Here is a 24,089-nt window from a genome sequence, read left to right on the forward strand (position 1 = left end):
CGGCCGCAAAGGGAAATCCTATGCCAAACGTATCGTTCCACGACCTGAGCCAGATCGACGCCGCCGGTCGTTCGGCACTGATGCGGCGCTCAGAGACCGATCTCTCTGGCTTTATGGAGAAGGCCGCACCGATCATCGAGGCGGTCCGAACAGAAGGCGACGCCGCGCTCGTCCGCTTCGCCCGCGACTTTGACAAGGCAGATCTCGATGCCGCGCGGCTGAAGGTCAGCCCCGCGGAGTTCGACGCCGCCTTCGACATGGTGGACGAGGACGTGGTCGCCGCCATTCGCTTCGGCATCGACAACATCCGGTATTTCCACGAAGAACAGAGGCCGGAAGCGATGTGGCTCAAGGAAATGCGGCCCGGCGCCTATGCCGGCGACCGCTTCACGCCGATCCGCTCGGTGGCGCTCTATGTCCCGCGTGGCAAAGGGGCGTTCCCTTCGGTGACAATGATGACCGCGGTGCCCGCAGTGGTGGCGGGCGTCCCGGAGCTTGCTATCGTCACGCCGCCAGCGCCCGATGGTTCGGTGGACGCAGCGACACTGGTTGCAGCGCGCCTCGCCGGCGTCGCCACGGTCTACAAATGCGGTGGCGCGCAGGCGGTCGCCGCGGTCGCCTACGGCACGGAAACGATCAGGCCGGCGCTCAAGATCGTCGGTCCAGGCAGCCCCTGGGTGGTTGCGGCCAAGCGGCTGCTTGCCGGGGTGATCGATCCCGGCCTTCCCGCCGGTCCGTCCGAAGCGATCATCCTCGCCGACGACAGCGTGCATGGCGGGCTAGCCGCGCTCGACCTCCTCATCGAGGCAGAGCACGGACCGGACTCATCGGCCTACCTGGTGACACACAGCCGCCGCGTGGCCGAGGAGGCATTGGCCGCCCTGCCCGAGCACTGGGCGCGCATGACCGAGCAGCGAGTAGCGTTTTCCACCGCGGTGCTGACCGGCGCCTGTGGCGGCATCGTCCTGACGGCGGCGATCGAGGAGAGCTACCGCTTCATCAACGACTATGCACCGGAGCATCTGGAGATACTCTCCAACGATCCCTTCGCATACCTTGGCCACATCACCGAAGCCGCCGAGATCCTGATGGGGCCGCACACGCCAGTCTCGATCGGCAATTTCGGGTTAGGCCCCAATGCCGTCCTGCCGACCAGCCGCTGGGCTCGTACCTGCGGCCCGCTCTCGGTCACGGATTTCGTCAAGCGTTCTTCCATCGGCTACGTGACGGCGGCGGCCTATCCGGAATTCGCGCGCCATGCCCGCACGCTTGCCCGCTACGAAGGCTTCTCCTCGCATGAACACGCCGTCTCCGACGTGCGCGACCGATATCTGGTGCGGTAGCGACGATGAAGGCTGCCAGACTCCACGCGGCGGGCGATTTGCGGGTTGAGGATGTGCCGTCTCCCGGCGAACCCGCGCCTGGCTGGGTGCGGCTCAAAGTGACGGCTGCCGGCATCTGCGGCTCGGACCTCCACAACTTCCGCACCGGTCAGTGGATCAGCCGGGCGCCGAGCGTCGCCGGGCACGAGTTCTCTGGCGAGGTGACAGCCGTGGGCGCCGGCGTGTCCCAGTTGGCCTGCGGAGATCGGGTCGTCGCCGATTCGCGTTTCTGGTGCGGCGAATGTCCTGCTTGCCGGGCCGGCCTGCATAATGTCTGTGCCAGACTGGGCTTTGTAGGCGAGGTTTGCGACGGTGGCTTCGCGGAAGAGACGGAGCTGCCGGCGCGGCTGCTCCTGCGCCACGACCCGGCGCTCGATCCCGCAATCGCCGCCATGGCGGAGCCGCTGGCGGTCGCCCTGCACGCCGTCCGGCGACTGTCGGCGCCGGCCGGGGTGCCGGTACTTATCGCCGGTTGCGGCCCGATCGGCGGGCTGGCTGCGCTGCTCCTGTCGCGGCACCGCGAGAGGCCGGTCCTGGTCGCCGACCGCAATTCGGCACGTGCGGATCTTGTGGCCGAGGTGAGCGGCGCGACCGTCGTCGACCTGGACGCCCTGCCCTGTGATCCCAATCTGCGCCATGCCATCGACGCGACGGGAAACGTGGCGGTGATGGCGCAACTGCTCGATCTCCTGGCCGGGGGTGGCACGCTGGCGCTGGTCGGCATATCGCATGGCCGCCTCGATCTCGACCCCAACCTCCTGGTCGAACGCGAGATCGCGCTTGTCGGTTGCCACGCCTTCGCCGACGAGCTTGCGCCGGCCGTCGCGATGCTTGGTGATCTCGCCCCCGCGCTGTCGCGCTTCGTGTCCGAAGAGATCGCGATCGGCGAGATTCCCGTCGCCTACCAGCGCCTGATCGCAGGCACGAGCGGCGGGTTGAAGACCATCATCCGAATGGAGAGAGGATGATGATCAGGCTTCCCGAAACCGCCGGGCCCCTCTACGAAAAGGTCAAGGACTACGTGCTCGGCAACATCGGCAGCGGCAAATGGCCGAAGGACCGCAGGCTGCCTTCCGAAAACGAGCTGGTCAGCACGCTTGGCGTCTCGCGGATGACTGTGCACCGGGCGCTGAGGGAACTGACCTCGGAAGGCCACCTCCTGCGCATCCAGGGCGTAGGCACCTTCGTGGCGCCGCCGAAACCGCAATCGGCCCTCATCGAAATCAGGAACATTGCCGGCGAGATCGCCGCGCGCGGCGCACGCCACAGGGCCGAGGTCGTCGTCCTCGAGAAGATCCGCAACCCGGCGCTGGACCTCATTGTCGCCTTCGAGTTCACGCGCCGCAGACCGGTCGCCCATTCGATCATCGTGCATTTCGAAGACGAGGTGCCTGTCCAGCTCGAGGAGCGCTTTGTCAATCCGGCTCTCGCACCGGACTACCATCGGCAAAATTTCGTTGCGACCACCACCTACGACTATCTGCAGCGGGCGACGCCGCTGACGGAAGTGGAGCACGTGATCTCGGCCGTCGCCGCAGAAGAGATGGCGGCCCGCCATCTGATGATTCGGCCCGGCGACCCCTGCCTGCTCCTGCATCGGCGGACCTGGTCGGGCGCGGCGGTCGCGACCGTCAACAATCTCACCTATGTCGGCAGCCGCTATTCGCTTGGCAGCCGCTACGCGCCCTCACCCGCCGCATAGCAGCAACGGCCCGCCAAGCGGGTGGGCAGCGTCATCGGCCCAACGGCTGCCTTGATAGGGAAATCAGTTCTGCCTCGTCGATCACGCCGGCCATGTAGTGGCAATAATACGAGACGCGAGCGCCTCACGCTGACCAGTCGATTGACCTTCAAGCTTGAGCTGTTGGAACGTTCGAGCCAGCAGAGCCAACTCGGACGGATCAAAAATACCAGCTTCCTCAGCTTTTCGACGGATCGCCATGGCTTCCTCAAAGACGATGACGTGTCTTTGCAACGTTTCCGGCGACATTGTGTTCCTGGAGGTGCTCAAGACAAGCTTGGGCGCGCGCGCCCTTGCTAGCCATCAGCTGACAGCGGCTAACCCCAGTGGCCGCTAGCCGGCCTGCCCTAAGAGCGCACCACCAGAGGCACCAGACCTTCATGGCGATGGTCGAGATAGCACACAACGCGGTCGCCAATGCGCTCGAAGATGAGATCGACTTTCGCCTCGCCGATGGCCAGATGGCGGATAACAATGTTGTCGATACCGATCGGCAGCCGCGGGCGTTCCACAGTGATCTCGCGTTTCCAGCCGTCGACCCGGATGCCCAGGCAGGCCTGCAGCATCATGAACGCGGAGCCTGCCGACCAGGCCTGCGGCAGACATGCGACCGGGTAGGCCACCGGTGAATCGCTCGCCGCGCGCGTAAAGCCGCAGAACAGCTCCGGCAGCCGCATGTTGAAACGGACCGCCGCCTCGAACATACCGCTCATCAGCTTCACGACGTTGTCGCGCTCGTGATAGCGGGCGAGCCCGGAGGCGCAGAGTGCGGTGTCGTGCGGCCAGATCGAGCCATTATGATATGACATAGGGTTGAATGGGATCTCGTCGTCGGCCAGTGTGCGAACGCCCCAACCGCTATGGAGATGACCAGAGAGCAGCTGGGACGCGACTGACTGAGCCCGTTCCGCCGACGGCAGCCCGACGTAAAGCAGGTGACCGGCATTGGATGTGCGAACCGCGCATTGCTTGCCTTCTCCGTCGATTGCCAAAGCATAGAAATCGCGGTCCGGCATCCAGAAATGCGTCTCCACTGCCTGACGGATCCTCTCTGCCAGGGCGCTCCAGTGCGCCGCCTTTGCATCGTCGCCGCGCCTGGCGGCCAGCGCCGCCATCCCTTGATATGCGGCGAAGGCATAACCTTGCACCTCGACCAATGCGATCGGTCCTTTGGGGATCGTGCCGTCGGCATGGAAGACGGCATCGGAACTGTCCTTCCAGCCTTGGTTGAACAGACCCGTGTCGGCCGCCCTGTTGTAGGTTACAAAGCCATCCCCGTTGCGCGCTCCGACCTCTTCCATCCACGCAGTGGCAGCGCCCAGGGAGTTCCACATGCGATCTACGAATGCCTCGTCTCCGGTGCGATCGGCGTAGGACGAAGCCAGGTAGACATAGAGTGGCGTGGTGTCGACGCCGCCATAGTAGCGGCCGAACGGCAGTTCGCGCAGCACGGCCATTTCCCCCTTGCGGGTTTCATGCATGATTTTGCCAGGCTCGGCATCGTCGAATACAGAGGTCTCGGTCGATTGATAGTGGGCAAGGAAGGCCAGGACCCCTCGAGCAAGGTCCGGATTGAGCCAAAGCATCTGCAAGGCGGAAATGACGCCGTCGCGGCCGAAAGCCGTCGAAAACCAAGGGATGCCGGCATACGGGTATGGCCCGGTCTCCAGATCGGTCGTCAGCAGCGCGATGTCGGCGCGCGTGCGTGTCAACCAGTCATTGAACACGCGCCCGGAGCTGAAGACGGTGGCGCCCTGCCGGCGCTTTGAGCGCATCGCGAAGCGGGCTCGCGCAGCGGCCGCGCGAAAGCGGTCGCTGGAGGGGGTTTCTACGCTGTGGCCGACCTCCAGGTACAATGCTCTGCTGTCACGCCTTGCCACAACAATGAGGAAATCGGCGTGATCGGGGTGCACCTGATCGGGCTTGATCGAGAATGCGATAACCGATTGACGAGCCACATTGTCGAGGCCTTCATATCGGAACGTTACGCTCGCCTCGCCGACCAGTGCGTCATGCGCGCGACCGCGGCGGCTGCGCATAGTGCCGCGCACCTCGAACATGTCACGGAAATCGGCGTCGAAGTCGAGCCGGACCGGCAGAACAACCTCGCGCGCGGAGTAGTTGGTGAACTTGATGCGTTCGAACATGCGGTCCTGCCAGATGAACCGCGTCCGATCGACGTGGACGACGCCCGGCAATGCTTCGCTGCCATTCGGCCCGATAGTGGCTAGATTGGTGAGATTGGCGGTGAATAGGATGTTGTCCTGCGACAGCGAGGCGCCGAGCAGCGACGGCATCCGGCCGCCAATGAACAGACGGAAGCGCGACAATACACGCGTGTCGTCGCGGAAAAGCCCGTCGCCGGTGCCGCGTATGTCGCCGTAGCTGTCTGCGACGACGAAGCAATCCTCGTGTTTCAGCGCAAATTGCCGATGCGGCTCGCGCGGTGCCGTTTCGTCGATTGCCGGCAGCGCCACGGCTGGATCAATCTTGCGGTCTTCGAGTTGAGTGGTCATGGTCACCCCCTCCCGTTCAGAAGCGAACAAGGCGGCTCAGGCGCTGATCCGGGCAGCCGAGCCGTCGCCTTGCTCGGTCAGGTAGACATAGTCATCATTGCGGCATTTTTAGCGCGCTTGTTTTGAGAACCAAGTGCTTTCGTTATGTCGTCCGAGAGCGAGCCATAGATCGCCACGTAGTCGCGGCACATGCGCTCAACCGTGAATCGCTCTTCAAAAGTCCGTCGCACCCGTGCACGATCGAGGCCGTTTATCCGCCGTACCGCGTCCACAGCTCCGTCGAGCGTGTCGACGATCAACCCGGACACACCATCGTCGATGACCTCGGGAACGGCGCCGCGTCTAAACGCTATCACAGGCGTGCCGCAGGCCATCGCCTCGATGGTTACGAGTCCGAAGGGTTCCGGCCAGTCAATAGGGAACAAAAGCGCTGCCGCATTGCCCAAAAAGTCTGCTTTTTGCCGTTCGTCGATCTCGCCGATGAATTCCACGTGGGAATTTCGAAGCACCTGGGGTTCGACCCGCTCTTTCCAATATGATTGGTCTACCTTGTCGATCTTGGCGGCAATCTTCAGCGGCATTCCGGTACGCGCTGCGATTTCAATCGCTGTTTCCGGCCCCTTTTCCGGTGAGATGCGGCCGAGGAAGGCGAGATAGCCCGAGGCTTTCGGGCGAAAAGGGAGAAGGTCGCGAGGCAGACCGTGATACACCGTTCCGATCCAATGGACAGGCGGCATGGGCCAGCGTTGATCGTCAGAAATCGAAACCAGCGGAATGTCATCAAACATCGCATAAAGCTGCGCCAGATCCGGGAGGTCGAGCCGTCCATGAAGTGTCGTAACGGTTCGCTCGGCAAAGTCCCGGACTACGGGGAAGTGGAGAATATCGATGTGAAAATGCAGCACGTCGAATTCATCGGCCCGCCTGCGCACCTGTTCAAGCATCATCACGTGCTGGGGAATATCGTGCCGGACCCTGGGATTCAGGCGCAATGCAATATCGCAACACGGTACCAATTCGGCAGAGGTGCGTGAATCACCGCTGGCAAACAAGGTCACATCATGCCCCTGCCGAACAAGCTCCTCAGTCAGATATGAAACTATTCTCTCGGTCCCGCCATAGGTCCGCGGCGGCACGGCTTCGGTAAGAGGGGCGATCTGGGCAATTTTCATCTGCAACACTTCTCGAAAGTGAAGGTCATCCTTCAAAAAGCTCCGACGGCAATCCCCTTCCTCGCGTTCATTGCGGTGCGGTCCTCCTCGCCAACTCTCGAAGCGCCGATATGTTCCCGGCGGGAACAAACGCCCGAGTCAGGGGAGTTCAAGCAGATGGACCAAAAGGAGAACCAGGATGGTTACGAAGCTTCAGGACACAAAAGCCGTCAAGGGACCGAGCGACGAGCATGGCGGCAACCGCGGCGGCAATCAGGAGAAGAAGGACAAGCCGCAAAAGAGCAGCCAGGCTGCCGGCAAGAATCCAAACCGCGGCGAGGACTGAACGATGCCTGCCCCGCAGGCGGACCGTAATGGCTGCGATCCCCGACCATCGATAGGAGTGACACCATGACAAAGACCAGCTCGTTTACGAAAGCCGAGCATCCTGTATCAGGAAAGAGGGCAAGCGGCAGCGACAAGGCCAAGGAACCGGCCAAGGGCGGCGCCCAAGCCAGGAACGCCCAGGAATGGGGCGGCGGATCGAAAGCGTCGAAGGGCAAGATCACCCGGGCAGACCGGGAAAACTCCAACTCGAGCCGGCGCAGCTAAGCTTTTGCATTCATCTAATCAGTCGGCGCGCATTTCGAACTGCTTGGACGGGATGGGTTCGGATTGGGGTGGTTCGGATTACAGGCCCATCTCGCCTGTCGTTTGCCCCTTCGACGTTGCAATTCGAAAATGATCGAAGGCCCCGTGCCACAGCGCCGGCAATTGCGGCCTTGACGCGATGTGCATTAGGTCGTTTGTTGCGGGCGGGAGTGCCACGGGAGGAAACCATGGAAGTCACCCTGGGGGCGGATAGCCTCGCAGCGCGGTTCCACGTTTTCACGCCAATGACCGGCGAAGGCTCCCGCGCATGAATTCCGGAGCGATCCTCGAAGCAGCGGGATTGACTAAGGAATTTGGGGGTTTCGTCGCTGTCAGCAATGTCAACCTGACGGTCGAGCGAGGATCGATCCACGCGCTGATCGGGCCCAACGGCGCAGGCAAGACGACCCTCTTCAACTTGCTGACCAAATTCCTCCAGCCGACGCGCGGCGCGATCCGCTACCAAGGCCGCGACATCACCAGGATGCAGCCGGCCGACATCGCGCGGCTGGGCCTGGTGCGCTCCTTCCAGATATCGGCGGTGTTTCCGCACATGACGGCACTCGAGAATGTCCGCATCGCGCTGCAGCGCCGGCGCGGCGACAGTTTCGATTTCTGGCGTTCCGAGAAAGTGCTCTCCAAGCTCAATAGCGAGGGTGCGGCTCTTCTCGCCGATGTCGGCCTGACCGAGTTTTCGGATATCCGCGCCAGCGATCTGTCCTACGGCCGCAAACGCGCGCTTGAGATCGCGACGACGCTGGCGCTGAACCCTGAAATGCTGCTCCTCGACGAGCCTATGGCCGGCATGGCGCAAGAAGACATCGAGCGCATTTCGGCGCTGATCCGGCGCATCTCCAAGAAGCGCACCATTTTGATGGTTGAGCATAATCTTTCGGTCGTAGCCTCGCTGTCGAACCGCATCACCGTGCTCGCGCGCGGCAAAGTCCTCGCCGAAGGCGACTATGCTGCGGTTTCCAAGGATCCGCGCGTTATCGAAGCCTATATCGGGGCCGGACATGTCTGAAGTTGAACTGACGAGCAGGCCGGCTCCTGCCCCCTCGGCGAAACCGCTGCTGCGCGTCGATGGCCTGCAGGGCTGGTACGGCGAGAGCCATGTGCTTCACGGCGTGAGTTTCGAGATTGGCGAAGGCGAAGTGGTGACGCTGCTCGGCCGCAACGGCGCCGGCAAGACGACGACGCTGAAGGCAGTCATGGGCATCCTTTCCAGGCGCTCGGGCTCGGTCACCTATGACGGCCGCGAGACGATCAGGCTGCCGTCGCGGTTGATCGCACAGATGGGCATCGCCTACTGCCCAGAGGAACGTGCGATCTTTTCCAGCCTTTCGGTCGAGGAGAATTTGATGCTGCCGCCGCAGGTGCGCCCCGGTGGGCTCAGCGTCGAGCAGATTTTCGAGCTTTTCCCGAACCTGAAGGAGCGGCTTTCGAGCCAAGGCACCAAGCTTTCGGGCGGCGAACAGCAGATGCTCGCCATCGGCCGGATCTTGCGGACGGGCGCGAAGCTTTTGCTGCTCGATGAGCCGACCGAAGGGCTTGCGCCCGTCATTGTGCAGCAGATCGGTCGCACCATTGCCCGGCTCAAGGACGAGGGATTCACGATCGTGCTCGTTGAACAGAATTTTCATTTCGCCGCGTCGGTCGCGGACCGTCACTACGTGGTCGAACAGGGGCGCGTGATCGACACGATCCCCAACGACGAACTCGACGCCAACATCGACAAACTGCACGCCTATCTCGGTGTCTGAGGCAATCATCAACGGCGCGTTGCGCCGCAATCGGAGGAGAGTAGCGATGAAAAAAATGGGGTTTATTCTGGCTTCGCTGACGAGCCTGCTGATGGCCGGCACGGCCCACGCCACGGATGTCAAGATCGGCGTTCTGAATGACCGTTCCGGCATCTATGCAGACATCGCCGGTGAAGGTTCGGTCATCGCGGCCCAGATGGCGGCGGAAGACTTCAAGGCGGCGGACAAGGGCATCAACGTGTCGATCGTCTCCGCCGACCACCAGAACAAGCCGGACGTGGGCTCGAACATCGCCCGCCAGTGGTACGACACTGAAAATGTCGATGTAATCGCCGACGTGCCAACCTCGTCGGTGGCGCTCGCCGTCAACGAGATCACCAAGGAGAAGAACAAGATCTTCCTCGCCTCGGGTCCGGCCTCGTCCGACCTCACCGGCAAAGCATGTTCGCCCAACACCGTCCACTGGACCTACGACACCTGGGCGCTTGCCAACGGCACGGGCTCGGCCATGGTCGCACAGGGCGGCGATAGCTGGTTCTTCGTCACAGCCGACTATGCGTTCGGCCACGCGCTCGAGCGCGATACGTCGGCGGTCGTCGAAGCATCGGGCGGCAAGGTTCTCGGCGCTGTCCGTCATCCTTTCCCCGGCCAGGATTTCTCGTCCTTTCTGCTGCAGGCGCAAGGGTCGGGTGCCAAGGTCGTCGGCCTCGCAAATGCCGGCGGCGACACGATCAACGCGGTCAAGCAGGCGTCGGAATTCGGCATCACGCAGGGTGGCCAGGCGCTCGCCGCCCTGCTGATGTTCATCAATGACGTGCATGCGCTTGGCCTCGACGTGGCGCAAGGCCTCGTGCTCACCAGCGCGTTCTACTGGGACAAGGACGATCAAACGCGGGCATTCTCTGCCCGCTTCCAGGAGCGGAATGCCGGACAAAAGCCTTCGATGATCGAGGCGGGAGTCTACGCTTCGGTCCTGCATTACCTTAAAGCCGTCGAGGCCGTTGGTGACAAGGATGCGACCAAGGTGATGGCCAAGATGAAGGAAATGCCGACCGACGATCCGCTGTTCGGCAAGGGTACGATCCGCGCCGACGGGCGCAAGCTGCACGACATGTATCTGTTCCGCGTCAAGAAGCCGGACCAGTCGAAGGGGCCATGGGACTATTTTGAGACGGTGGCCACCATTCCGGCCGACAAGGCGTTCCGCCCGCTCGCCGAAGGCGGCTGTTCGCTCGTTAAATAAGCGCCCTCGCCAACGACGCGCCGAACCGCTCGGCGCGTCGTCTCGTCGACAAGTCAGCTGGAGCGACCATGTTCGAACTGCTTGGAATTCCGCCGCAGGTCCTGTTCGGCCAGTTGCTGCTCGGGCTGATCAATGGGTCCTTCTACGCGGTTCTGAGCCTCGGGCTGGCGGTCATCTTCGGTCTCTTGAACATCATCAATTTCACGCATGGCGCGCAGTACATGCTGGGCGCCTTCGGCGCTTGGATGCTGCTCAACTATCTCGGCGTCGGTTACTGGTGGGCTGTGTTCATCGTTCCGCCGATCGTCGGCGTCACCGGGATCGTGCTCGAGCGCGTGCTGATCCGACGGCTCTATCACCTAGACCATCTCTACGGACTGCTTCTCACTTTCGGCCTGGCGCTGATAATCGTCGGCTTCTTCCGCCAGTTTTTCGGCGTATCTGGCCTGCCTTACCCGCCGCCGCCGCTTTTGACCGGCGGGCATAATCTCGGTTTCATGTACCTGCCCAATTCGCGCGCCTGGGTGATTGTGGCTTCCCTGATCGTTTGCCTCGCGACCTGGTTCATCATCGAAAAGACCCGGCTTGGCGCCTATCTGAGGGCAGCGACCGAGAACCCGACGATGGTCGGCGCGTTCGGCATCAACGTGCCGCTGCTGGTCACGCTCACGTATGGCTTCGGCGTCGCACTCGCGGGTTTCGCCGGCGTGCTCGCCGCGCCGATATACGCAGTCAATCCGAACATGGGGGCAGACCTGATCATTGTCGTCTTCGCCGTCGTCGTCATCGGCGGCATGGGCTCAATCCTGGGCTCGATCCTCACCGGCTTTGGGCTTGGGTTGATCGAGGGCCTGACCCGCGTGTTCTATCCGGAAGGCTCGGCCGTGGTGATCTTTGTCATCATGGCGCTCGTGCTGCTCGTCAAACCCGCCGGTCTGTTTGGGCGGAGTGTGTGATGGCAACCGACACCAACCCGATCGCTATGGCGACCATCACGTCCGTTGGCGCCGCGGGCATGCCCCGTCATCACCTTGCGATCTTCGCCGCGCTTTTCGTCTTCCTCATCGCCGCGCCATTTCTGCTCTATCCGATCTTTGTCATGAAGGTGCTGTGCTTCGCGCTGTTTGCCTGCGCCTTCAACCTGTTGCTCGGCTTTGGTGGCCTCCTGTCCTTCGGCCACGCAGCCTATTTCGGCATGGCAAGCTACGTCTCGGCCCATGCGGCAAAGGTGTGGGGTCTGACGCCTGAACTTGCCATTGTCGCGGGCACGCTGGTGGCAGCCGTGCTCGGTCTCGCCATCGGTTCCCTCGCCATTCGCCGCCACGGCATCTATTTCGCCATGGTGACACTGGCTTTTGCGCAGATGATCTATTTCTTCTCGCTGCAGGCGGCGTTTACCGGCGGCGAGGACGGCATCCAGGCCGTGCCGCGCGGCCATCTGTTCGGGCTGATCGACCTGCGCTCGAGCGAAGTCCTCTATTTCTTCGTGCTCGCTGTCTTCTTCGCCGGCATATTGCTGATCTACCGGATTATCCATTCGCCGTTTGGACAGGTGTTGAAGGCGATCCGCGAGAACGAGCCCCGCGCGATCTCGCTGGGCTATCGGGTCAACCGCTACAAGCTCGCCGTATTCGTGCTGTCGGCCACGCTCGCCGGCGTCGCCGGTGCAACCAAAGCAATCGTGTTCCAATTGGCGTCCCTTACCGACGTCTACTGGACCATGTCCGGCGAGGTCGTGCTGATGACGCTCTTGGGCGGCATGGGCACAGTGTTCGGACCGATCGTCGGCGCGGCAGTCATCGTCACGATGCAGAACTACCTCGCGACATTCGGCGACTGGGTCACCATCGGCCAGGGCATCATCTTCGTTGTCGCGGTGCTGTCGTTCCGGGAGGGCATCGTTGGCGTCCTGGCAAAATGGATCCGGAAGCCGCTCTGAACGAGCATGAGGCCGAAATTTCGGATCATCAATGGTCGACATCGAGAAGTCGACTCACAAAGACGTTTGAGCGTCAGGTTCGGCCAAGGGCGCGCCTGTTGACGTCGCAATCCGCAGGCTAGCACCCTATCTACGCCGCATGAACGACATCACGAACAGACGCGCGCTTCTACTCGTCAATCCGAAGGCACGACGCGGGCAGGAATCTATCGCACCGGTCGTCGAGCGGCTGGAAGCCGGTGGGCTCCGCGTCAGCGTCGAGACGTTTGAGGCGCTGCCCGAGATAGCACGCGACATCGTTCGCGTTCGCCATAGGGCCGATCTTGTGATCGTGTGCGGCGGCGATGGCTCGGTGTCCTCGGCGGCGGTCGCGGTTATGGAAAGCCGGCTGCCGATGGGTATAATTCCGATGGGGACGGCGAACGATCTGGCGCGCACCCTCGAAATACCGTTGGATTTGGGGAAGGCGGCCGACGTGATCGTAGAGGGCGGACGACGTCTGATCGACATCGGAACCGTCAATGGTCACGCTTTCTTCAACGTTGCGAGCATCGGCCTCAGCACCGACCTTGCGCAGGGTCTCGATCCGGCGCTGAAGAAGCGTTTCGGCAGGTTTGGCTATGCCTTGGCGGCCATGAAAGTGTTGACCAAGGCCCGCCTCTTCGAAGCAAGGATTACCGAAAAGGGCGTAGCGACCGAAGTCAAGACCTACCAGATTGCAGTCGGCAACGGCCGCCACTATGGCGGCGGCAACATCGTCGAGGAGACGGCGGAGATCGATGACGGTCATCTCGACCTGTACAGCCTGGAAATAACGAACCTCTGGAAAATGGCGCTTATGCTGCGCTCGTTCCGCTCAGGCACGCATGGCGCCTGGAGCGAGGTTCGCACGGCGAGATGCGTCGAGTTTGACATCGAGACGAAAAGGCCGATGCCGGTGAACACTGACGGGGAGATCGTCACCTCGACCCCGGCGCATTTCAAGGTCCACCCGAAGGCGATTTCGGTGTTCGCGCCTGCTGGCGCGCGCATACAGCCCAGCACAAAGGTGCTTGATGATGCGGTCAGCGCAAATAGCGGGTAGACTGGCGATCAAGCGCGCGTCGAATAAACCCAACCGCCTGCGGTCATCTCTCGATCAGGAGCCCGCGCCTCTGGAACAAGGACGCGGGCTGATCGGGCAACAGCAATTGTCGTCAGCGAGAACACGCCGCAAAGCCGCTAACTTTCGCCTTCAGACACGTCTTTGATCATTGCTTGAGGAACGCGCCCGTGTAGGTCTGGCCGGCAAGCCTAACGGTTCCGGCCAGGGTTCTGTCGGGCCGCACGACAAAACTGACGTCTGCGCCATTCGGTAGGCGCTCAAGCTTCAACGTACTCCCCACAATTCTTCCAGCGCCGGCGGCCTCTCCCGGATGGTTGTCGCCCAGAGTTCCCCACGCATAGGTAACCGTCACCTTCCCATTGGAAGAAATCGTCTGAACAGCAAGTATGGCGTCATACATCCCATCCAATCGTCCGGCCCATAGACCCGAAAAAACAGCATACTTTGTCGGAACGGCCTTGTCAGGCGGAGTGACCGCCACGGATTGATGCATAATTGCTGCGCCGGAGGGAACAGCCGCAGGATCCGAGGCAGTTTGGGCGGGAATGGTACCAGGTTCTAATGCAGGTTCGGGAGTGGGTTGCGGCGCTTCAGGAGCCGATTGGCACGCGGTTATGGCAAGCGCCGCGAAGCCAAGCATTGCGTTGCACATTCGGCGTGCCATCTTCTGGTGCCCCGGCCATCTCTAGATCTAGCGCAGGCTAACCTTATCGCGCGTTTTTACGACCTCTGTCTACCCAACGTCTCTCGTACAACAGCGGCTCGTCGAAGGACGTGCAGTGGTCGTGAGTGAACGCCTCCCTTCGTCGCCCAAGTAGCCGCCTGGGCGATAGCAAATGTTTTTTTATTCAAACATTTACGCAGAATTTTCGATCTATTTTCTAGGTTTTGGCTTTCGACCACAGATGCCTTAAGCTGCTATCGACGCAGCCGCTGCCGTCTCGTCCGCGACGCCATCCACCATCACATGACCGATGCCCCGCGAGCAGCGCTCGATCCGCGCCTCGACGCGGTACACGTCGCGCAAAAGCGCCGGGGTGACAACATCTTCCGGCGTGCCGCAGGCGATCATCCGGCCGTCTGCAATGACGATGCATTTGTCAGCGAAGCGCAGGGCCTGATTGAGGTCGTGAATTGCGATCAGCACCGCAATCCCGTGCTTGCGCGCAAGCCCGCGCATAAAGCTCAGCACCTCGACCTGCCGGTGCAAGTCAAGCGCGGACGTCGGCTCGTCCATGAGCAGGATTTCAGGTTCGCGGGCGAGGGTCTGGGCGATGCTCACCACCTGCCTTTGCCCCCCGCTCAATTCTCCGACATTGCGAAAGGCAAGATCCGAGATGCTGAGCGCGGCCAGGATGCCGTCTATGAGTGCGAGGTCGCCATCGCTAACCGACCAGGCAGAGCCCTGCTTGCGGGCGAGCAGGATCGATTCATAGACGGTCAGCACCGCGTTGGCTGCCGTATCCTGCGGCATGTAGCAGATGCCGTCCGGTCCCTTCGCCGCTCCCTCGAGGCAGACGCGCCCCGGGCCTTTCAAGAGTCCTGCGATGCGCTTGAACAGCGTTGACTTGCCCGCTGCGTTGGGCCCGATAACGGCGACTACCTCGCCACCTCGGAAAATGGGAGTTGAAACGTCCGAAAGGACGAGCCGCGTCCCGTGGAAGGCTCCGAGACCATCGAGCCTGATCGTTACCATGAGCGCCTCACATTCGAGAGGATCAGGGAGATGAAGAAGGGAATGCCGATAAGCGAGGTGACGATGCCGATCGGGAAGATCGTGCCTGGAATGAGCGACTTGCTGGCAACCGAACTTGCCGAAAGGATGAGGGCGCCAGCAAGCGCTGAAGCGGGCAGGAAGAAGCGTTGATCTTCCCCGATCAGCATGCGGGCGATGTGCGGACCGACGAGCCCGATGAAACCGATGGTGCCGACGAAGGCGACGGGAATGGCAGCAAGCAGGCTCACCATCATCATGGTTTCGAGCCTCAGGCGTGCGACCTTGACCCCAAAGCTCGCGGCCTTGTCTTCGCCTAGCCGCAACGCCGTCAGCGCCCAGGCGCGGCGCGCGAATATCGGCAGCGTTGCGATAAGGATGAGGCTGGTGATGATGAGCTTGGGCCAGGTGGCCTTGGTGAGGCTTCCCATCGTCCAGAACACGACCGCGGCGAGCGCCTGCTCCGAGGAAAGATACGCGACGAGCGACAGCAGCGCATTGAAGGTGAATACGAGCGCGATGCCGAGAAGCACGATGGTTTCGACCGTCACGCCGCGCTTGAGACTCAGCAGGTGGATGACGAGCGCGGTCAGCATCGCCACCACGAAGGCGTTGAGGGGCACAACATATTCGATCGCGGCGGGGATGAGCGCGACGCCGAAGGCGAGCGCGAGCGCGGCGCCGAAGCTGGCCGCCGCCGAGATGCCTAGCGTGAAGGGGCTGGCGAGCGGATTATTGAGGATGGTCTGCATCTGTGCACCGGCGACCGACAGTGCTGCGCCAACGACCACGGCCATCAGCGCGATGGGAAGCCGAATTTCCCACAGTACGACGCGCACCTGAAGGGGCACGCTGGCGGGAGAAACGAGCGCGAGCACCACCTGGTCGAGGCTGTAGCTGGCAGGGCCGAGCGCAAGATCGACGCAAAGGCTCAGGAGCAGCGCCAGGGCGAGCCCTGCGAGCGTGAGCTGCTTGCGCAGAACAAGAGCGCGGTAGAGGCCGCGCCCTTCCTTGGCAGACAGGGCAGCGGGTTCACTGCTCATCGGACAGCGAGACCCAATGGCCAGGCCTGAATTCGACCGGCAGGAATTTCTCGTGCAACTCCTTGAAGGTGGCCTCAGCATCCAGATCGCCGAACAGGTCGGGATGCAGCCACTTGGCCATCTGCTGGATGGCGACGAACTGATAGGGGCTGTTGTAGAACTGGTGCCAGATGGCGTGGATCCGCCCGTTCTCCACCGCCTTGATGCCGGTGAGGGCGGGCCGCTCCGTCAGGCCCTTGAGTTTCTTCAGTGCTGCCGCTTCGACCGCGCCGGGACCGACGCCGACCCATTTGCCACCCGGCACATAGGCCTCCCAGTTACCGCCCGTAACAATCACCTGATCGGGATCGCTCGCGATGATCTGTTCGGGATTGAGCGCGCCAAAAGTGCCCGGGATCAGATCCGCCGCGATATTCCGGCCGCCGGCCATCTCGACGAACTTGCCGAAATTGTCGTTGCCGAAGCTCATGCAGCAGTCATCGGAATAGCCCCCGGCGCGCTCGACGAAGACGGTTGGGCGCTTTGGATCCTTCTCTGCGATCACCTCGGTGACGCGCGCGATCTGCGCGGCGCGGTAGGCGATGAACTCCTCGGCCCGCTTTTCCTGGCCAAAGAGCTTGCCGATGAGGCGCATGCTCGGCTCGGTGTTGGTGAAGGGATGCTCGCGGAAATCGACATAGACCACCGGAATGCCAACGGCGGCGAGCTTTTCGATATATTGCGCGTCCTCCGTTGCCTGCTTGGACTCGATGTTCATGATCATCACGTCCGGCTGAAGCGCGATGGCCTGCTCGATGTCGAAGGTGCCGTCCTTGAAACCGCCGAAGGTCGGGATCGTGGCCATCGAGGGGAATTTTTCCAGATAGACGGCGTAATTGTCGGGATCGGCCTGGGAGAAATCCTCGCGCCAGCCAACGATTCGCTTGAAGGGGTTGTCGGTATCGAGCGCGGCGATCAGGTAGATTTGCCGGCCTTCGCCGAGGATGACCTTCTCGACCGGCGTCTTCACTTCGACCTTACGGCCACTAATGTCGGTGACGGTCTCGGCGCGCGCGCCGAGGGTAAGCGGCATGAAGGCCGCGAGGGCGACCGCGGCCGCAAATATCGACTTCAAAATCATTGTGCTCTCGCAATTCAGTTTTGCCCACCCCGCTTAGAAAACGTGAATTGTCTAATCAAGTATTATCTTTTAGAGCAATTCCAATGTACCGCTTTTGGGGAGAGCGTTTCGGGCAATGACGGCTCACGCAAACTATTCGCTGCGCGACGAAATTCGGGACTATTGGTCCGATCGCGCCGAGACGTTCGACCTGCAGGTCGGCCACGAGATTTTTTCCGAGCGCGAGCGCGCTGCCTGGCATGCGCTCATAAGCAGGCACCTTGGGCCTGGCGCCGGGCGGGCGGCTCTGGATCTTGCCTGTGGGACAGGCGTCATTTCGCATCTGATGCACGATCTAGCCTTTGTGGTGACAGGCCTCGACTGGTCGGAAGCCATGCTCGCCAAGGCGCGCGCCAAGGCACAAAAACGCGGCGCCGATATCCGCTTCATCCTGAGGGATGCTGAACGGACGCTCGAGGACAGGGCGAGCTACGATGTCATCGTCACCCGTCACCTGGTCTGGACGTTGGTGGATCCGAAGACGGCCTTTGCCGAATGGTTCTCGCTGCTGAAGCCCGGCGGCAAGCTGCTGATCATCGACGGCGATTTCGTCAGCCGCAACTGGGCAATGGGTTTGCGGGAACTTTGGGAGAAGCTCACGGCCGGCAAGTCCCGGGTCTCGGACAATGACGGCGCCTCCATGGTCAGACGCCATCAGAGCATTCTTGCTCGTATCTATTTCTCGGGCGGCGCACGGGCGGAAGAGATAGCGCGCTTGCTGGCCGAAGCCGGGTTGGAGCAGCCTGTCGTCGACTGGAAACTGGGCGCGATCCATCGCGCTCAGTCTCGACAGATGAGTTGGCCCAAGGCGCTCGAACGCGTCACTCAACATCGCTTCGCGATCTGCGCGACAAAGCCGCAGTAAACTCCTCGGCGCTGCCGGCGTCGGTCGATGGCGCGGGCGGCACGACTGCGAACAGCTGCCGATCTGCGGTCAGCTCAGATGCGCCACCGAGTATTATTTCTTCTGACTGGCGTCCTGCAAGATCATTTCCGATGCCTTCTCCGCGATCATCACCACTGGAGAGTTGGTGTTGCCGGAAACGATCGTCGGCATAATCGAAGCGTCGACGACGCGCAGGCCAGAAATGCCGTGCACCCGCAGCCGGCCGTCGACCACCGCCATCGAGCCTGTGCCCATCTTGCAGGTGCCGACCGGGTGGAAAATCGTAGTGCCGATATCGCCGGCCTTGCGGACGAGATCTTCGTCGCTTTCATATTGTGCACCGGGCAGCATTTCCTCAGGCGCGAAACGGGCAATGGCGCGCGCCTTCATCAAGCGGCGGACATGGCGAAGCGAGGCTACGGCGACGGTCCTGTCTCCCTCGGTAGACAAATAGTTCGGCCGGATCTTCGGGGCACTCGGCGGATCGGGTGCCTCTATGTGGACGGTGCCGCGGCTTTCCGGTCTGAGGTTGCAGACCGAAACCGTGACCGCGGGGAAGCGATGAAGCGGCTCGCCCAGCCGGTCAGTGCTCAACGGCTGGACATGGTATTCGAGATCGGGCGTTTCCAGGCGTGGGTGGCTTCTGGCGAAGATGCCAAGCTGGCTCGGCGCCATCGACAGCGGTCCGGTGCGACGAATAGCGTATTCGACGCCCATGGCCGCGCGGCTGAACAGATTGTGGTAGCGCTGGTTCAGCGTCGAGGCATTGGCGATCTTGAAGACTGTGCGGATCTGCAGATGATCCTGCAGGTTCTCGCCGACGCCTTCCAGTGCGTGGCGAACCGGGATTCCTGCTGCGCCAAGCACGGCAGGTCGGCCGACGCCGGAAAGCTCGAGCAGCTTCGGGGAATTGATCGCGCCAGCGGCAAGTATCGTCTCGCGTGCCCGCGCACGATGCAGTTGACCGCCCATTCGGAAAATAACACCAGTGACGCAAGCTCCGTCGAAATTTAGCTTCTCGGCCTCGGCGCCGGTCACGACGCGCAAATTCGGCCGCCGCAGCACGTTGCGCAGGAACGCTTTCGATGTATTCCAGCGCACGCCCTTCCGCTGGTTGACCTCGAAATACCCCGACCCCTCGTTGGTCCCGCCATTGAAATCCTCCGTCCGGGGGATGCCGAGTTCCTCGGCAGCATCGCGGAAGGCATCCAGGATTGGCCAGGACAGGCGCTGGCGCTCGACGCGCCATTCGCCACCGGCGCCATGAAGGTCGTTGGCGCCACCAAAATGGTCCTCGGACTTGCGGAAATACGGAAGCACGTCATCCCAGCCCCAACCAAGATTTCCGGCTTGCCGCCAGCCGTCATAGTCGGCCGCCTGGCCGCGCATGTAGATCATGCCGTTGATCGACGAGCAGCCGCCCAGAAGCTTGCCGCGCGGATAGTTGAGCGCACGACCGTTCAGCCCGGCTTCCGGCTCGGTCTTCATCAGCCAATCGGTGCGCGGGTTGCCCATGCAGTAGAGATAGCCGATGGGAATGTCGACCCAGTGATAGCGGTCGCTGCCGCCGGCCTCCAGAAGCAGCACGCGCATGGCTGGATTGGCCGACAGTCTGTTGGCCAGCACGCAGCCGGCTGAACCTGCGCCAACGATGATGAAGTCGTATTGTCCAAAATCGGCAGCGGTCTGTGTCAATTGGACGTCCGTTCGCTTGCCATCCTGTCCCATAGCGGACCCATGGCCTGGTTGATTTCGCCATACAGGCGATAGCGCTGCTCATAGACCGGTGCGATCTCGCTATTGGGCTGGTAGCAGCGGTCGGGCGCGGTCATCGCGGCCGCGCCTGAAGAGAAGTCGGCAAACAGGCCGACGCCTGTCCCGGCTGCAATTGCAGCTCCCAGCGCACCAGTCTCGCGGCTGCGCGCTACCGTCACCGGGACGTCCAGCACATCGGCGAATATCTGCGGCCAGATGGCGCTGCGCGAGCCGCCGCCCGAAAGAACCGCCTGGCTGACGGTCGCTCCCGCTCGGCGCAGCGTCTCGACATGGCGCCGGTGTTCGAAGACGACTCCCTCGAACAGTGCGCGCAGCATATGCGCCCGCGTATGCCAGCCGGCGATGCCGTAGAAACCTGCACGCGCCTTGCCATTCTGCTGCGAGCCGTAAAGGAATGGGTGGTAGATCGGCATGTCTCCCGCGGGACCGACGGAAGCAACAAGCTCGCTGCAGATTTCGAATGGCGATGCGCCTGCCGGCGGCGCATGCTCGAAGAACTCACGAACGATCCATTCGAGATTTGCGGCCGAAGTGGCGCTCGATTCGATGGCGAGATAACGCACCGGATCGAACGTCGACAGCATGAAGATCGACGGATCGCGGATCGGCTCTTCGGTGATAACCTGGTTGATGCTCCAGGTGCCGGCAATGATGGAGGCGGCGCCGGTGCTGGTGACGCCCGAACCGATGGCGCTGGCGACGACGTCGAACAGACCCGCCACCACAGGCGTGCCCGCCCGAAGGCCGGTGGCTGCGGCGACATCGCGGGTGATATGGCCGGCGATGTCGGAGGCCTCCAGCACGTTCGGCAGCAGTTCCATGCAATCGTCGAGCCCGTAGGCGGCCAGCAACTCACGCTCGTAGCGTCGGCCGGGCATCTGCAAAAGCCCGCAGCCCGACATATCCGAGGTCTCGGTCGAGCGCGCTCCGGTGAGGCGGTTGACGACAAAATCCTTGCACAGGAAGACGGTGCCTATTCGGGCAAAAAGCGCCGGATCATGGCGCCTGAGCCACGCCAGCAGAGTCGGCGTCTGCGCCGCCCAGGGCCGTTGCAGGCAGTGGACATAGGTCTGGTCGCCAACGCCTGCGGCCGCCCATTCGCTCACGATGCCGATGCCGCGTGTGTCGAGCGACTGGATGCCGAGCAGCGGGTCGCCGCCGCGGTCCAGCGCGTAGAGCCCGTTGCCGTGGCCGGCGCAGCCGATCACCGCGATGTCGCGGGGATCGATGCCCGACTGGTCGAGGCACTGACGGATGACCTCGACGGCGTTGCGCCACAATTCGCCGAGGTCCCGCTCGACATGGCCGGGCTTTGCCATGCAGGAGTGGCCGTCCCGAGCGGCAAGCGCGAGTTCGCGACCTGCCGTGTCGAAGATGATGGCCTTGATGACGGTGTTGCCCGCATCAAGACCCAGAATGTATTGCTGCATTGAAGCGCCTCCCAAGCTACCAAGGTTTATTCTTGTTGGTAGAGCTCCCAAGCTGCAGCGCCGTCCGCATTCTCATGGATGATCGCCATCAATCCTCGCACGACGGCACGAGGGTTGGAATGCTGGTATATGTTGCGGCCATAGACCATGCCTGCCGCGCCTTGTGCCATCAGCGCCGCCGACTTGTCGAAGACGGCGCGCAAATCCTCCCTGCCCCCACCGCGCACAAGGACAGGACAGCGCGCCACCTCCACGACCCGGTGGAAGTCGTTCGGATCGGTGGTCGGGTCCGCCTTGATGATGTCGGCGCCCATCTCGCTTGCGAGCCGGGTCAGGGTGACGATCTTTTCTGGGTCGCCGTCGACCATGTAGCCCCCGCGCTCCGAGTTGGGCAGCATTGCCAGCGGCTCGATCATCAGCGGCAGGCCGTATTTTTCGCAGTCGGCGCGAACGCGGGCAATGTTGTGGACGCATTGCCGGAACAGGTCCGGTTCATCGGGCAGCATGAATAGATTGACGACCACGCAGGCGGCGTCCATCTCCAGCGCGCCGATCAGTGGCTCGGCTTCGTTCTGCAGGATGGCCCACATCGAGCGATGGCGCGTTTTGTTATATGGATTTCCCATGTCTATGCGCATGACCAATGCCGGCTTGTCCTTGCCAGGCAAGGACTGCAGCAGATCGGCCTGGCCATAATTCATCTGAATGGCGTCCGGTCCCGCGGCAACCAGCTGGGTGACGACGCCGGCCATATCCTCGAGCCCTTCCAGAAACGACGGCTCGTTGCACACGCCATGGTCGATTGCGACGTCGAGACAGCGCGCTCCCCCGAACAACCGGTTCATGCGGACTTTCTTGTTGATGCGCATTCGGCGCTCCTTCCTTGGTCTTTTTGGGATAGCTGGTCGAGATCGACGCCGTGCCGGTGTTGCAACAGGGCAAGGAAATCGGTGCGCTCGAATGCCTTGCGCGCGGCGTCCCAGTTCTTTTCGACAGCGAGAATATCGAGAACGGCATCGAGAAGGTCGGCCGAGAGAGCACCGGTGATGGCGATTGTCGTGCGGCGAAGCAGCAGGTCCTCCAGTTGCTCGACATATTCATTGGCGATGAGATATCGAATCTCCCGGGCCGAGTAGTCGCTGCCGGGCAAGAGCTCGTCATGTCCCGCTGCCATATAGGCGGCGACGGCATCCGCCGCGGTTCCGTAGCGCTCGAAGAGGCTGCGCATGCGGTCAAGCGACAGGCCGTGCGTCGCCGCGCGTTCTGCGCACCATTTTGCAGGGGCAGTGGGAAAATCCCGGCCGCCGCCGATCGGCATGTTTTCGGTGCCGACGACGCGCTGTCGGCGCAATCGCTCGAGCACGATATCTGCTGCCAGTTCGCCGAACGATCGGAAGGTGGTCCATTTCCCGCCGATCATGCAGAGCGTCGGCGGCAGTATACCGGCGCCCTCGACCAGTTCGCAGAAATGATCGCGGGGAATGCGCCCGGTAAAACTGTCTTGGCTTATCGGCAGCGGCCTCACTCCGGTGAACTGAAAGACGATGTCGGCATCAGTGATCTCGATCCCCGGAAACACGAATGACAGGGACTGCAGGATGTATTGCCGCTCGTCATCCACGCAGCGCGCCTGGTCGGGATCGTCGACACGGATGTCCGTCGAGCCGACCAGCACGTTGCCGAGATAGGGGAACAGGATGCAGATCCGGCCGTCCTCGTTCTCGTAATAGATCATGTGACCGTCGAGCGCGTCATGAAGTTCGCGATTGTCGACGATCAGATGCGAACCTTTGGTGCCGCCCATAAGCTTCGGCGCAACGGCTCCGATCGCCGAATTGGTCAGGTCGATCCAGCCGCCTGTGGCATTGACCACGAGCCGCGGCTTCACGGCTACCGTTTCGCCAGAAAGTCGGTCGTTAAGCACCAGGGTCGCGTCATCGAGCGATACGCGTGCATAGTTGAGCGCTCGAGCGGACGGCTTTTGGTTCATGGTGTCGCGCAGCATCTCGGTCCCCAACCGCTCGGGGTGGCTGACCCAGGCATCATAGTATGTCGCCGAATTGCGAACAGCAGGATTGATTGCAGGCCAGACCTTGAGTGTTTCGGCTCGGCTCCTGAATTTATGCGTTGGGACGATACGCCGTGCGGCGGTGAAGAAGTCATACATCGCCAGGCCGGTCTTGATGACCAATGCGCCGCGCCGGCCCGGACGACGGCTTAGCCCAAGGAAGCGAAATGCGCCATTTGCTATGCCTGACAACAGGTCGAAGATCGGCACCGTGGTTGGCAGTGGCGCAACGTAGTGCGGCGCGTTCTTCAACAGCCGATCGCGTTCGAGCAGAGATTCGCGCACCAGCTTGAACTCGCCGTTTTCAAGATAACGCAAGCCGCCATGAACCATGCGCGAGAGGGCTGCGCTGGCGCCGGAACAATAATCTCCCTTTTCCGCGAGCAGCACATCGACGCCCTGCAAAGCGAGTTCGCGAAACACGCTGATGCCGTTAATGCCGCCGCCTATGACGAGCACGTCGACATCGGGGTTCTCGCGCAAGCCGGCGATCGTCTGGATGCGATTCATCTCAAGATGCGC

At 62.1% G+C, this 24,089-nt stretch carries 23 protein-coding genes; 12 read left to right on the forward strand and 11 right to left on the reverse strand.

The window, feature by feature from the left end:
• Positions 1 to 20: 20 nt before the first annotated feature.
• Genes hisD through hutC form a run of 3 tightly spaced genes read left to right on the forward strand, consistent with a single transcriptional unit; the run spans position 21 to position 3,084 of the window.
• Positions 21 to 1,343: a histidinol dehydrogenase gene (gene hisD, locus ACWTU8_RS18610; RefSeq protein ID WP_455849323.1), complete on the forward strand. Its 1,323-nt coding sequence runs from the start codon at positions 21 to 23 to the stop codon at positions 1,341 to 1,343.
• 5 nt (positions 1,344 to 1,348) lie between these two features.
• Positions 1,349 to 2,350, forward strand: a complete 1,002-nt coding sequence (locus ACWTU8_RS18615; RefSeq protein WP_455849324.1) for a zinc-dependent alcohol dehydrogenase — start codon at positions 1,349 to 1,351, stop codon at positions 2,348 to 2,350.
• Positions 2,350 to 3,084: a histidine utilization repressor gene (gene hutC / locus ACWTU8_RS18620; RefSeq protein WP_029355923.1), complete on the forward strand. Its 735-nt coding sequence runs from the start codon at positions 2,350 to 2,352 to the stop codon at positions 3,082 to 3,084. The genes ACWTU8_RS18615 and hutC overlap by 1 nt, the downstream gene beginning before the upstream one ends.
• A gap of 81 nt (positions 3,085 to 3,165) precedes the next feature.
• Here the strand turns inward: hutC and ACWTU8_RS18625 are convergent, their stop codons facing one another.
• The 3 genes from ACWTU8_RS18625 to ACWTU8_RS18635 all read right to left on the reverse strand — a co-directional run bounded on the left by ACWTU8_RS18625 (position 3,166) and on the right by ACWTU8_RS18635 (position 6,811).
• The gene (locus tag ACWTU8_RS18625; RefSeq protein ID WP_455849325.1) at positions 3,166 to 3,372 is read right to left on the reverse strand and encodes a hypothetical protein; all 207 of its coding nucleotides are present in this window, start codon (positions 3,370 to 3,372) and stop codon (positions 3,166 to 3,168) included.
• 98 nt (positions 3,373 to 3,470) lie between these two features.
• Positions 3,471 to 5,639 (reverse strand): amylo-alpha-1,6-glucosidase, encoded by a 2,169-nt coding sequence (locus tag ACWTU8_RS18630; protein ID WP_455849326.1) that lies wholly within the window; start codon positions 5,637 to 5,639, stop codon positions 3,471 to 3,473.
• A gap of 77 nt (positions 5,640 to 5,716) precedes the next feature.
• Positions 5,717 to 6,811, reverse strand: coding sequence for a glycosyltransferase family 4 protein (locus ACWTU8_RS18635; protein WP_455849327.1), 1,095 nt, complete (start codon positions 6,809 to 6,811; stop codon positions 5,717 to 5,719).
• Positions 6,812 to 6,989: 178 nt separating this feature from the next.
• On the opposite strand from ACWTU8_RS18635, the gene ACWTU8_RS18640 reads away from it, so the two are divergent.
• From ACWTU8_RS18640 to ACWTU8_RS18675, 8 genes are all read left to right on the forward strand, one after another.
• Complete coding sequence (locus tag ACWTU8_RS18640) at positions 6,990 to 7,136, forward strand: hypothetical protein (protein WP_455849328.1); 147 nt, start codon at positions 6,990 to 6,992, stop codon at positions 7,134 to 7,136.
• 65 nt (positions 7,137 to 7,201) lie between these two features.
• Positions 7,202 to 7,402, forward strand: coding sequence for a hypothetical protein (locus ACWTU8_RS18645; RefSeq protein WP_455849329.1), 201 nt, complete (start codon positions 7,202 to 7,204; stop codon positions 7,400 to 7,402).
• A 307-nt stretch (positions 7,403 to 7,709) separates the two neighbouring features.
• Complete coding sequence (locus ACWTU8_RS18650) at positions 7,710 to 8,465, forward strand: ABC transporter ATP-binding protein (protein ID WP_455849330.1); 756 nt, start codon at positions 7,710 to 7,712, stop codon at positions 8,463 to 8,465.
• Complete coding sequence (locus ACWTU8_RS18655) at positions 8,458 to 9,204, forward strand: ABC transporter ATP-binding protein (protein ID WP_455849331.1); 747 nt, start codon at positions 8,458 to 8,460, stop codon at positions 9,202 to 9,204. Before ACWTU8_RS18650 ends, ACWTU8_RS18655 begins: the two co-directional genes overlap by 8 nt.
• A 55-nt stretch (positions 9,205 to 9,259) precedes the next feature.
• Positions 9,260 to 10,447 carry an ABC transporter substrate-binding protein gene (locus ACWTU8_RS18660; protein WP_455849618.1) on the forward strand — a complete coding sequence of 396 codons (1,188 nt, stop codon included), beginning with the start codon at positions 9,260 to 9,262 and terminating at the stop codon, positions 10,445 to 10,447.
• A 68-nt stretch (positions 10,448 to 10,515) separates the two neighbouring features.
• Positions 10,516 to 11,403: a branched-chain amino acid ABC transporter permease gene (locus ACWTU8_RS18665; protein ID WP_029355907.1), complete on the forward strand. Its 888-nt coding sequence runs from the start codon at positions 10,516 to 10,518 to the stop codon at positions 11,401 to 11,403.
• Positions 11,403 to 12,386: a branched-chain amino acid ABC transporter permease gene (locus ACWTU8_RS18670; RefSeq protein ID WP_455849332.1), complete on the forward strand. Its 984-nt coding sequence runs from the start codon at positions 11,403 to 11,405 to the stop codon at positions 12,384 to 12,386. Before ACWTU8_RS18665 ends, ACWTU8_RS18670 begins: the two co-directional genes overlap by 1 nt.
• A 139-nt stretch (positions 12,387 to 12,525) precedes the next feature.
• Complete coding sequence (locus ACWTU8_RS18675) at positions 12,526 to 13,470, forward strand: lipid kinase (protein WP_455849333.1); 945 nt, start codon at positions 12,526 to 12,528, stop codon at positions 13,468 to 13,470.
• 166 nt (positions 13,471 to 13,636) lie between these two features.
• Here ACWTU8_RS18675 and ACWTU8_RS18680 read toward each other — a convergent pair whose 3' ends face one another.
• The 4 genes from ACWTU8_RS18680 to ACWTU8_RS18695 all read right to left on the reverse strand — a co-directional run bounded on the left by ACWTU8_RS18680 (position 13,637) and on the right by ACWTU8_RS18695 (position 17,368).
• Entirely contained in the window at positions 13,637 to 14,131 is a 495-nt protein-coding gene (locus ACWTU8_RS18680; protein ID WP_455849334.1) for a hypothetical protein, read from the reverse strand.
• 270 nt (positions 14,132 to 14,401) lie between these two features.
• A complete protein-coding gene (locus tag ACWTU8_RS18685; protein WP_065007900.1) occupies positions 14,402 to 15,187 on the reverse strand; it encodes an ABC transporter ATP-binding protein in 786 nt (261 codons plus the stop codon).
• A complete protein-coding gene (locus ACWTU8_RS18690; protein ID WP_455849335.1) occupies positions 15,181 to 16,248 on the reverse strand; it encodes a FecCD family ABC transporter permease in 1,068 nt (355 codons plus the stop codon). Before ACWTU8_RS18690 ends, ACWTU8_RS18685 begins: the two co-directional genes overlap by 7 nt.
• Positions 16,238 to 17,368 carry an ABC transporter substrate-binding protein gene (locus ACWTU8_RS18695; protein ID WP_455849336.1) on the reverse strand — a complete coding sequence of 377 codons (1,131 nt, stop codon included), beginning with the start codon at positions 17,366 to 17,368 and terminating at the stop codon, positions 16,238 to 16,240. Before ACWTU8_RS18695 ends, ACWTU8_RS18690 begins: the two co-directional genes overlap by 11 nt.
• Positions 17,369 to 17,483: 115 nt before the next feature.
• Between ACWTU8_RS18695 and ACWTU8_RS18700 the strand changes: the two genes are divergently transcribed.
• Positions 17,484 to 18,272, forward strand: coding sequence for a class I SAM-dependent methyltransferase (locus tag ACWTU8_RS18700; protein ID WP_455849337.1), 789 nt, complete (start codon positions 17,484 to 17,486; stop codon positions 18,270 to 18,272).
• A 93-nt stretch (positions 18,273 to 18,365) separates the two neighbouring features.
• Here the strand turns inward: ACWTU8_RS18700 and ACWTU8_RS18705 are convergent, their stop codons facing one another.
• The 4 genes from ACWTU8_RS18705 to ACWTU8_RS18720 are packed head-to-tail and all read right to left on the reverse strand — an operon-like array spanning position 18,366 to position 24,077.
• Positions 18,366 to 19,988, reverse strand: a complete 1,623-nt coding sequence (locus ACWTU8_RS18705) for a GMC family oxidoreductase (RefSeq protein ID WP_455849338.1) — start codon at positions 19,986 to 19,988, stop codon at positions 18,366 to 18,368.
• Positions 19,985 to 21,499 (reverse strand): FGGY-family carbohydrate kinase, encoded by a 1,515-nt coding sequence (locus tag ACWTU8_RS18710; RefSeq protein ID WP_455849339.1) that lies wholly within the window; start codon positions 21,497 to 21,499, stop codon positions 19,985 to 19,987. The genes ACWTU8_RS18705 and ACWTU8_RS18710 overlap by 4 nt, the downstream gene beginning before the upstream one ends.
• Positions 21,500 to 21,525: 26 nt before the next feature.
• Positions 21,526 to 22,368, reverse strand: a complete 843-nt coding sequence (locus tag ACWTU8_RS18715) for a class I fructose-bisphosphate aldolase (RefSeq protein ID WP_455849340.1) — start codon at positions 22,366 to 22,368, stop codon at positions 21,526 to 21,528.
• Positions 22,341 to 24,077, reverse strand: a complete 1,737-nt coding sequence (locus ACWTU8_RS18720) for an FAD-dependent oxidoreductase (RefSeq protein WP_455849341.1) — start codon at positions 24,075 to 24,077, stop codon at positions 22,341 to 22,343. The genes ACWTU8_RS18715 and ACWTU8_RS18720 overlap by 28 nt, the downstream gene beginning before the upstream one ends.
• Positions 24,078 to 24,089: the final 12 nt, after the last annotated feature.

Source organism: Mesorhizobium sp. BHbdii, assembly GCF_053848045.1.

Excerpts from the sequence above, each read along its gene's own strand:
- hisD (WP_455849323.1), top strand. The coding sequence starts at position 21 with ATGCCAAACGTATCGTTCCACGACCTGAGCCAGATCGACGCCGCCGGT.
- ACWTU8_RS18615 (WP_455849324.1), top strand. The coding sequence starts at position 1,349 with ATGAAGGCTGCCAGACTCCACGCGGCGGGCGATTTGCGGGTTGAGGAT.
- hutC (WP_029355923.1), top strand. The coding sequence starts at position 2,350 with ATGATCAGGCTTCCCGAAACCGCCGGGCCCCTCTACGAAAAGGTCAAG.
- ACWTU8_RS18625 (WP_455849325.1), bottom strand. The coding sequence starts at position 3,372 with ATGTCGCCGGAAACGTTGCAAAGACACGTCATCGTCTTTGAGGAAGCC.
- ACWTU8_RS18630 (WP_455849326.1), bottom strand. The coding sequence starts at position 5,639 with ATGACCACTCAACTCGAAGACCGCAAGATTGATCCAGCCGTGGCGCTG.
- ACWTU8_RS18635 (WP_455849327.1), bottom strand. The coding sequence starts at position 6,811 with ATGAAAATTGCCCAGATCGCCCCTCTTACCGAAGCCGTGCCGCCGCGG.
- ACWTU8_RS18640 (WP_455849328.1), top strand. The coding sequence starts at position 6,990 with ATGGTTACGAAGCTTCAGGACACAAAAGCCGTCAAGGGACCGAGCGAC.
- ACWTU8_RS18645 (WP_455849329.1), top strand. The coding sequence starts at position 7,202 with ATGACAAAGACCAGCTCGTTTACGAAAGCCGAGCATCCTGTATCAGGA.
- ACWTU8_RS18650 (WP_455849330.1), top strand. The coding sequence starts at position 7,710 with ATGAATTCCGGAGCGATCCTCGAAGCAGCGGGATTGACTAAGGAATTT.
- ACWTU8_RS18655 (WP_455849331.1), top strand. The coding sequence starts at position 8,458 with ATGTCTGAAGTTGAACTGACGAGCAGGCCGGCTCCTGCCCCCTCGGCG.
- ACWTU8_RS18660 (WP_455849618.1), top strand. The coding sequence starts at position 9,260 with ATGGGGTTTATTCTGGCTTCGCTGACGAGCCTGCTGATGGCCGGCACG.
- ACWTU8_RS18665 (WP_029355907.1), top strand. The coding sequence starts at position 10,516 with ATGTTCGAACTGCTTGGAATTCCGCCGCAGGTCCTGTTCGGCCAGTTG.
- ACWTU8_RS18670 (WP_455849332.1), top strand. The coding sequence starts at position 11,403 with ATGGCAACCGACACCAACCCGATCGCTATGGCGACCATCACGTCCGTT.
- ACWTU8_RS18675 (WP_455849333.1), top strand. The coding sequence starts at position 12,526 with ATGAACGACATCACGAACAGACGCGCGCTTCTACTCGTCAATCCGAAG.
- ACWTU8_RS18680 (WP_455849334.1), bottom strand. The coding sequence starts at position 14,131 with ATGCTTGGCTTCGCGGCGCTTGCCATAACCGCGTGCCAATCGGCTCCT.
- ACWTU8_RS18685 (WP_065007900.1), bottom strand. The coding sequence starts at position 15,187 with ATGGTAACGATCAGGCTCGATGGTCTCGGAGCCTTCCACGGGACGCGG.
- ACWTU8_RS18690 (WP_455849335.1), bottom strand. The coding sequence starts at position 16,248 with ATGAGCAGTGAACCCGCTGCCCTGTCTGCCAAGGAAGGGCGCGGCCTC.
- ACWTU8_RS18695 (WP_455849336.1), bottom strand. The coding sequence starts at position 17,368 with ATGATTTTGAAGTCGATATTTGCGGCCGCGGTCGCCCTCGCGGCCTTC.
- ACWTU8_RS18700 (WP_455849337.1), top strand. The coding sequence starts at position 17,484 with ATGACGGCTCACGCAAACTATTCGCTGCGCGACGAAATTCGGGACTAT.
- ACWTU8_RS18710 (WP_455849339.1), bottom strand. The coding sequence starts at position 21,499 with ATGCAGCAATACATTCTGGGTCTTGATGCGGGCAACACCGTCATCAAG.
- ACWTU8_RS18715 (WP_455849340.1), bottom strand. The coding sequence starts at position 22,368 with ATGCGCATCAACAAGAAAGTCCGCATGAACCGGTTGTTCGGGGGAGCG.
- ACWTU8_RS18720 (WP_455849341.1), bottom strand. The coding sequence starts at position 24,077 with ATGAATCGCATCCAGACGATCGCCGGCTTGCGCGAGAACCCCGATGTC.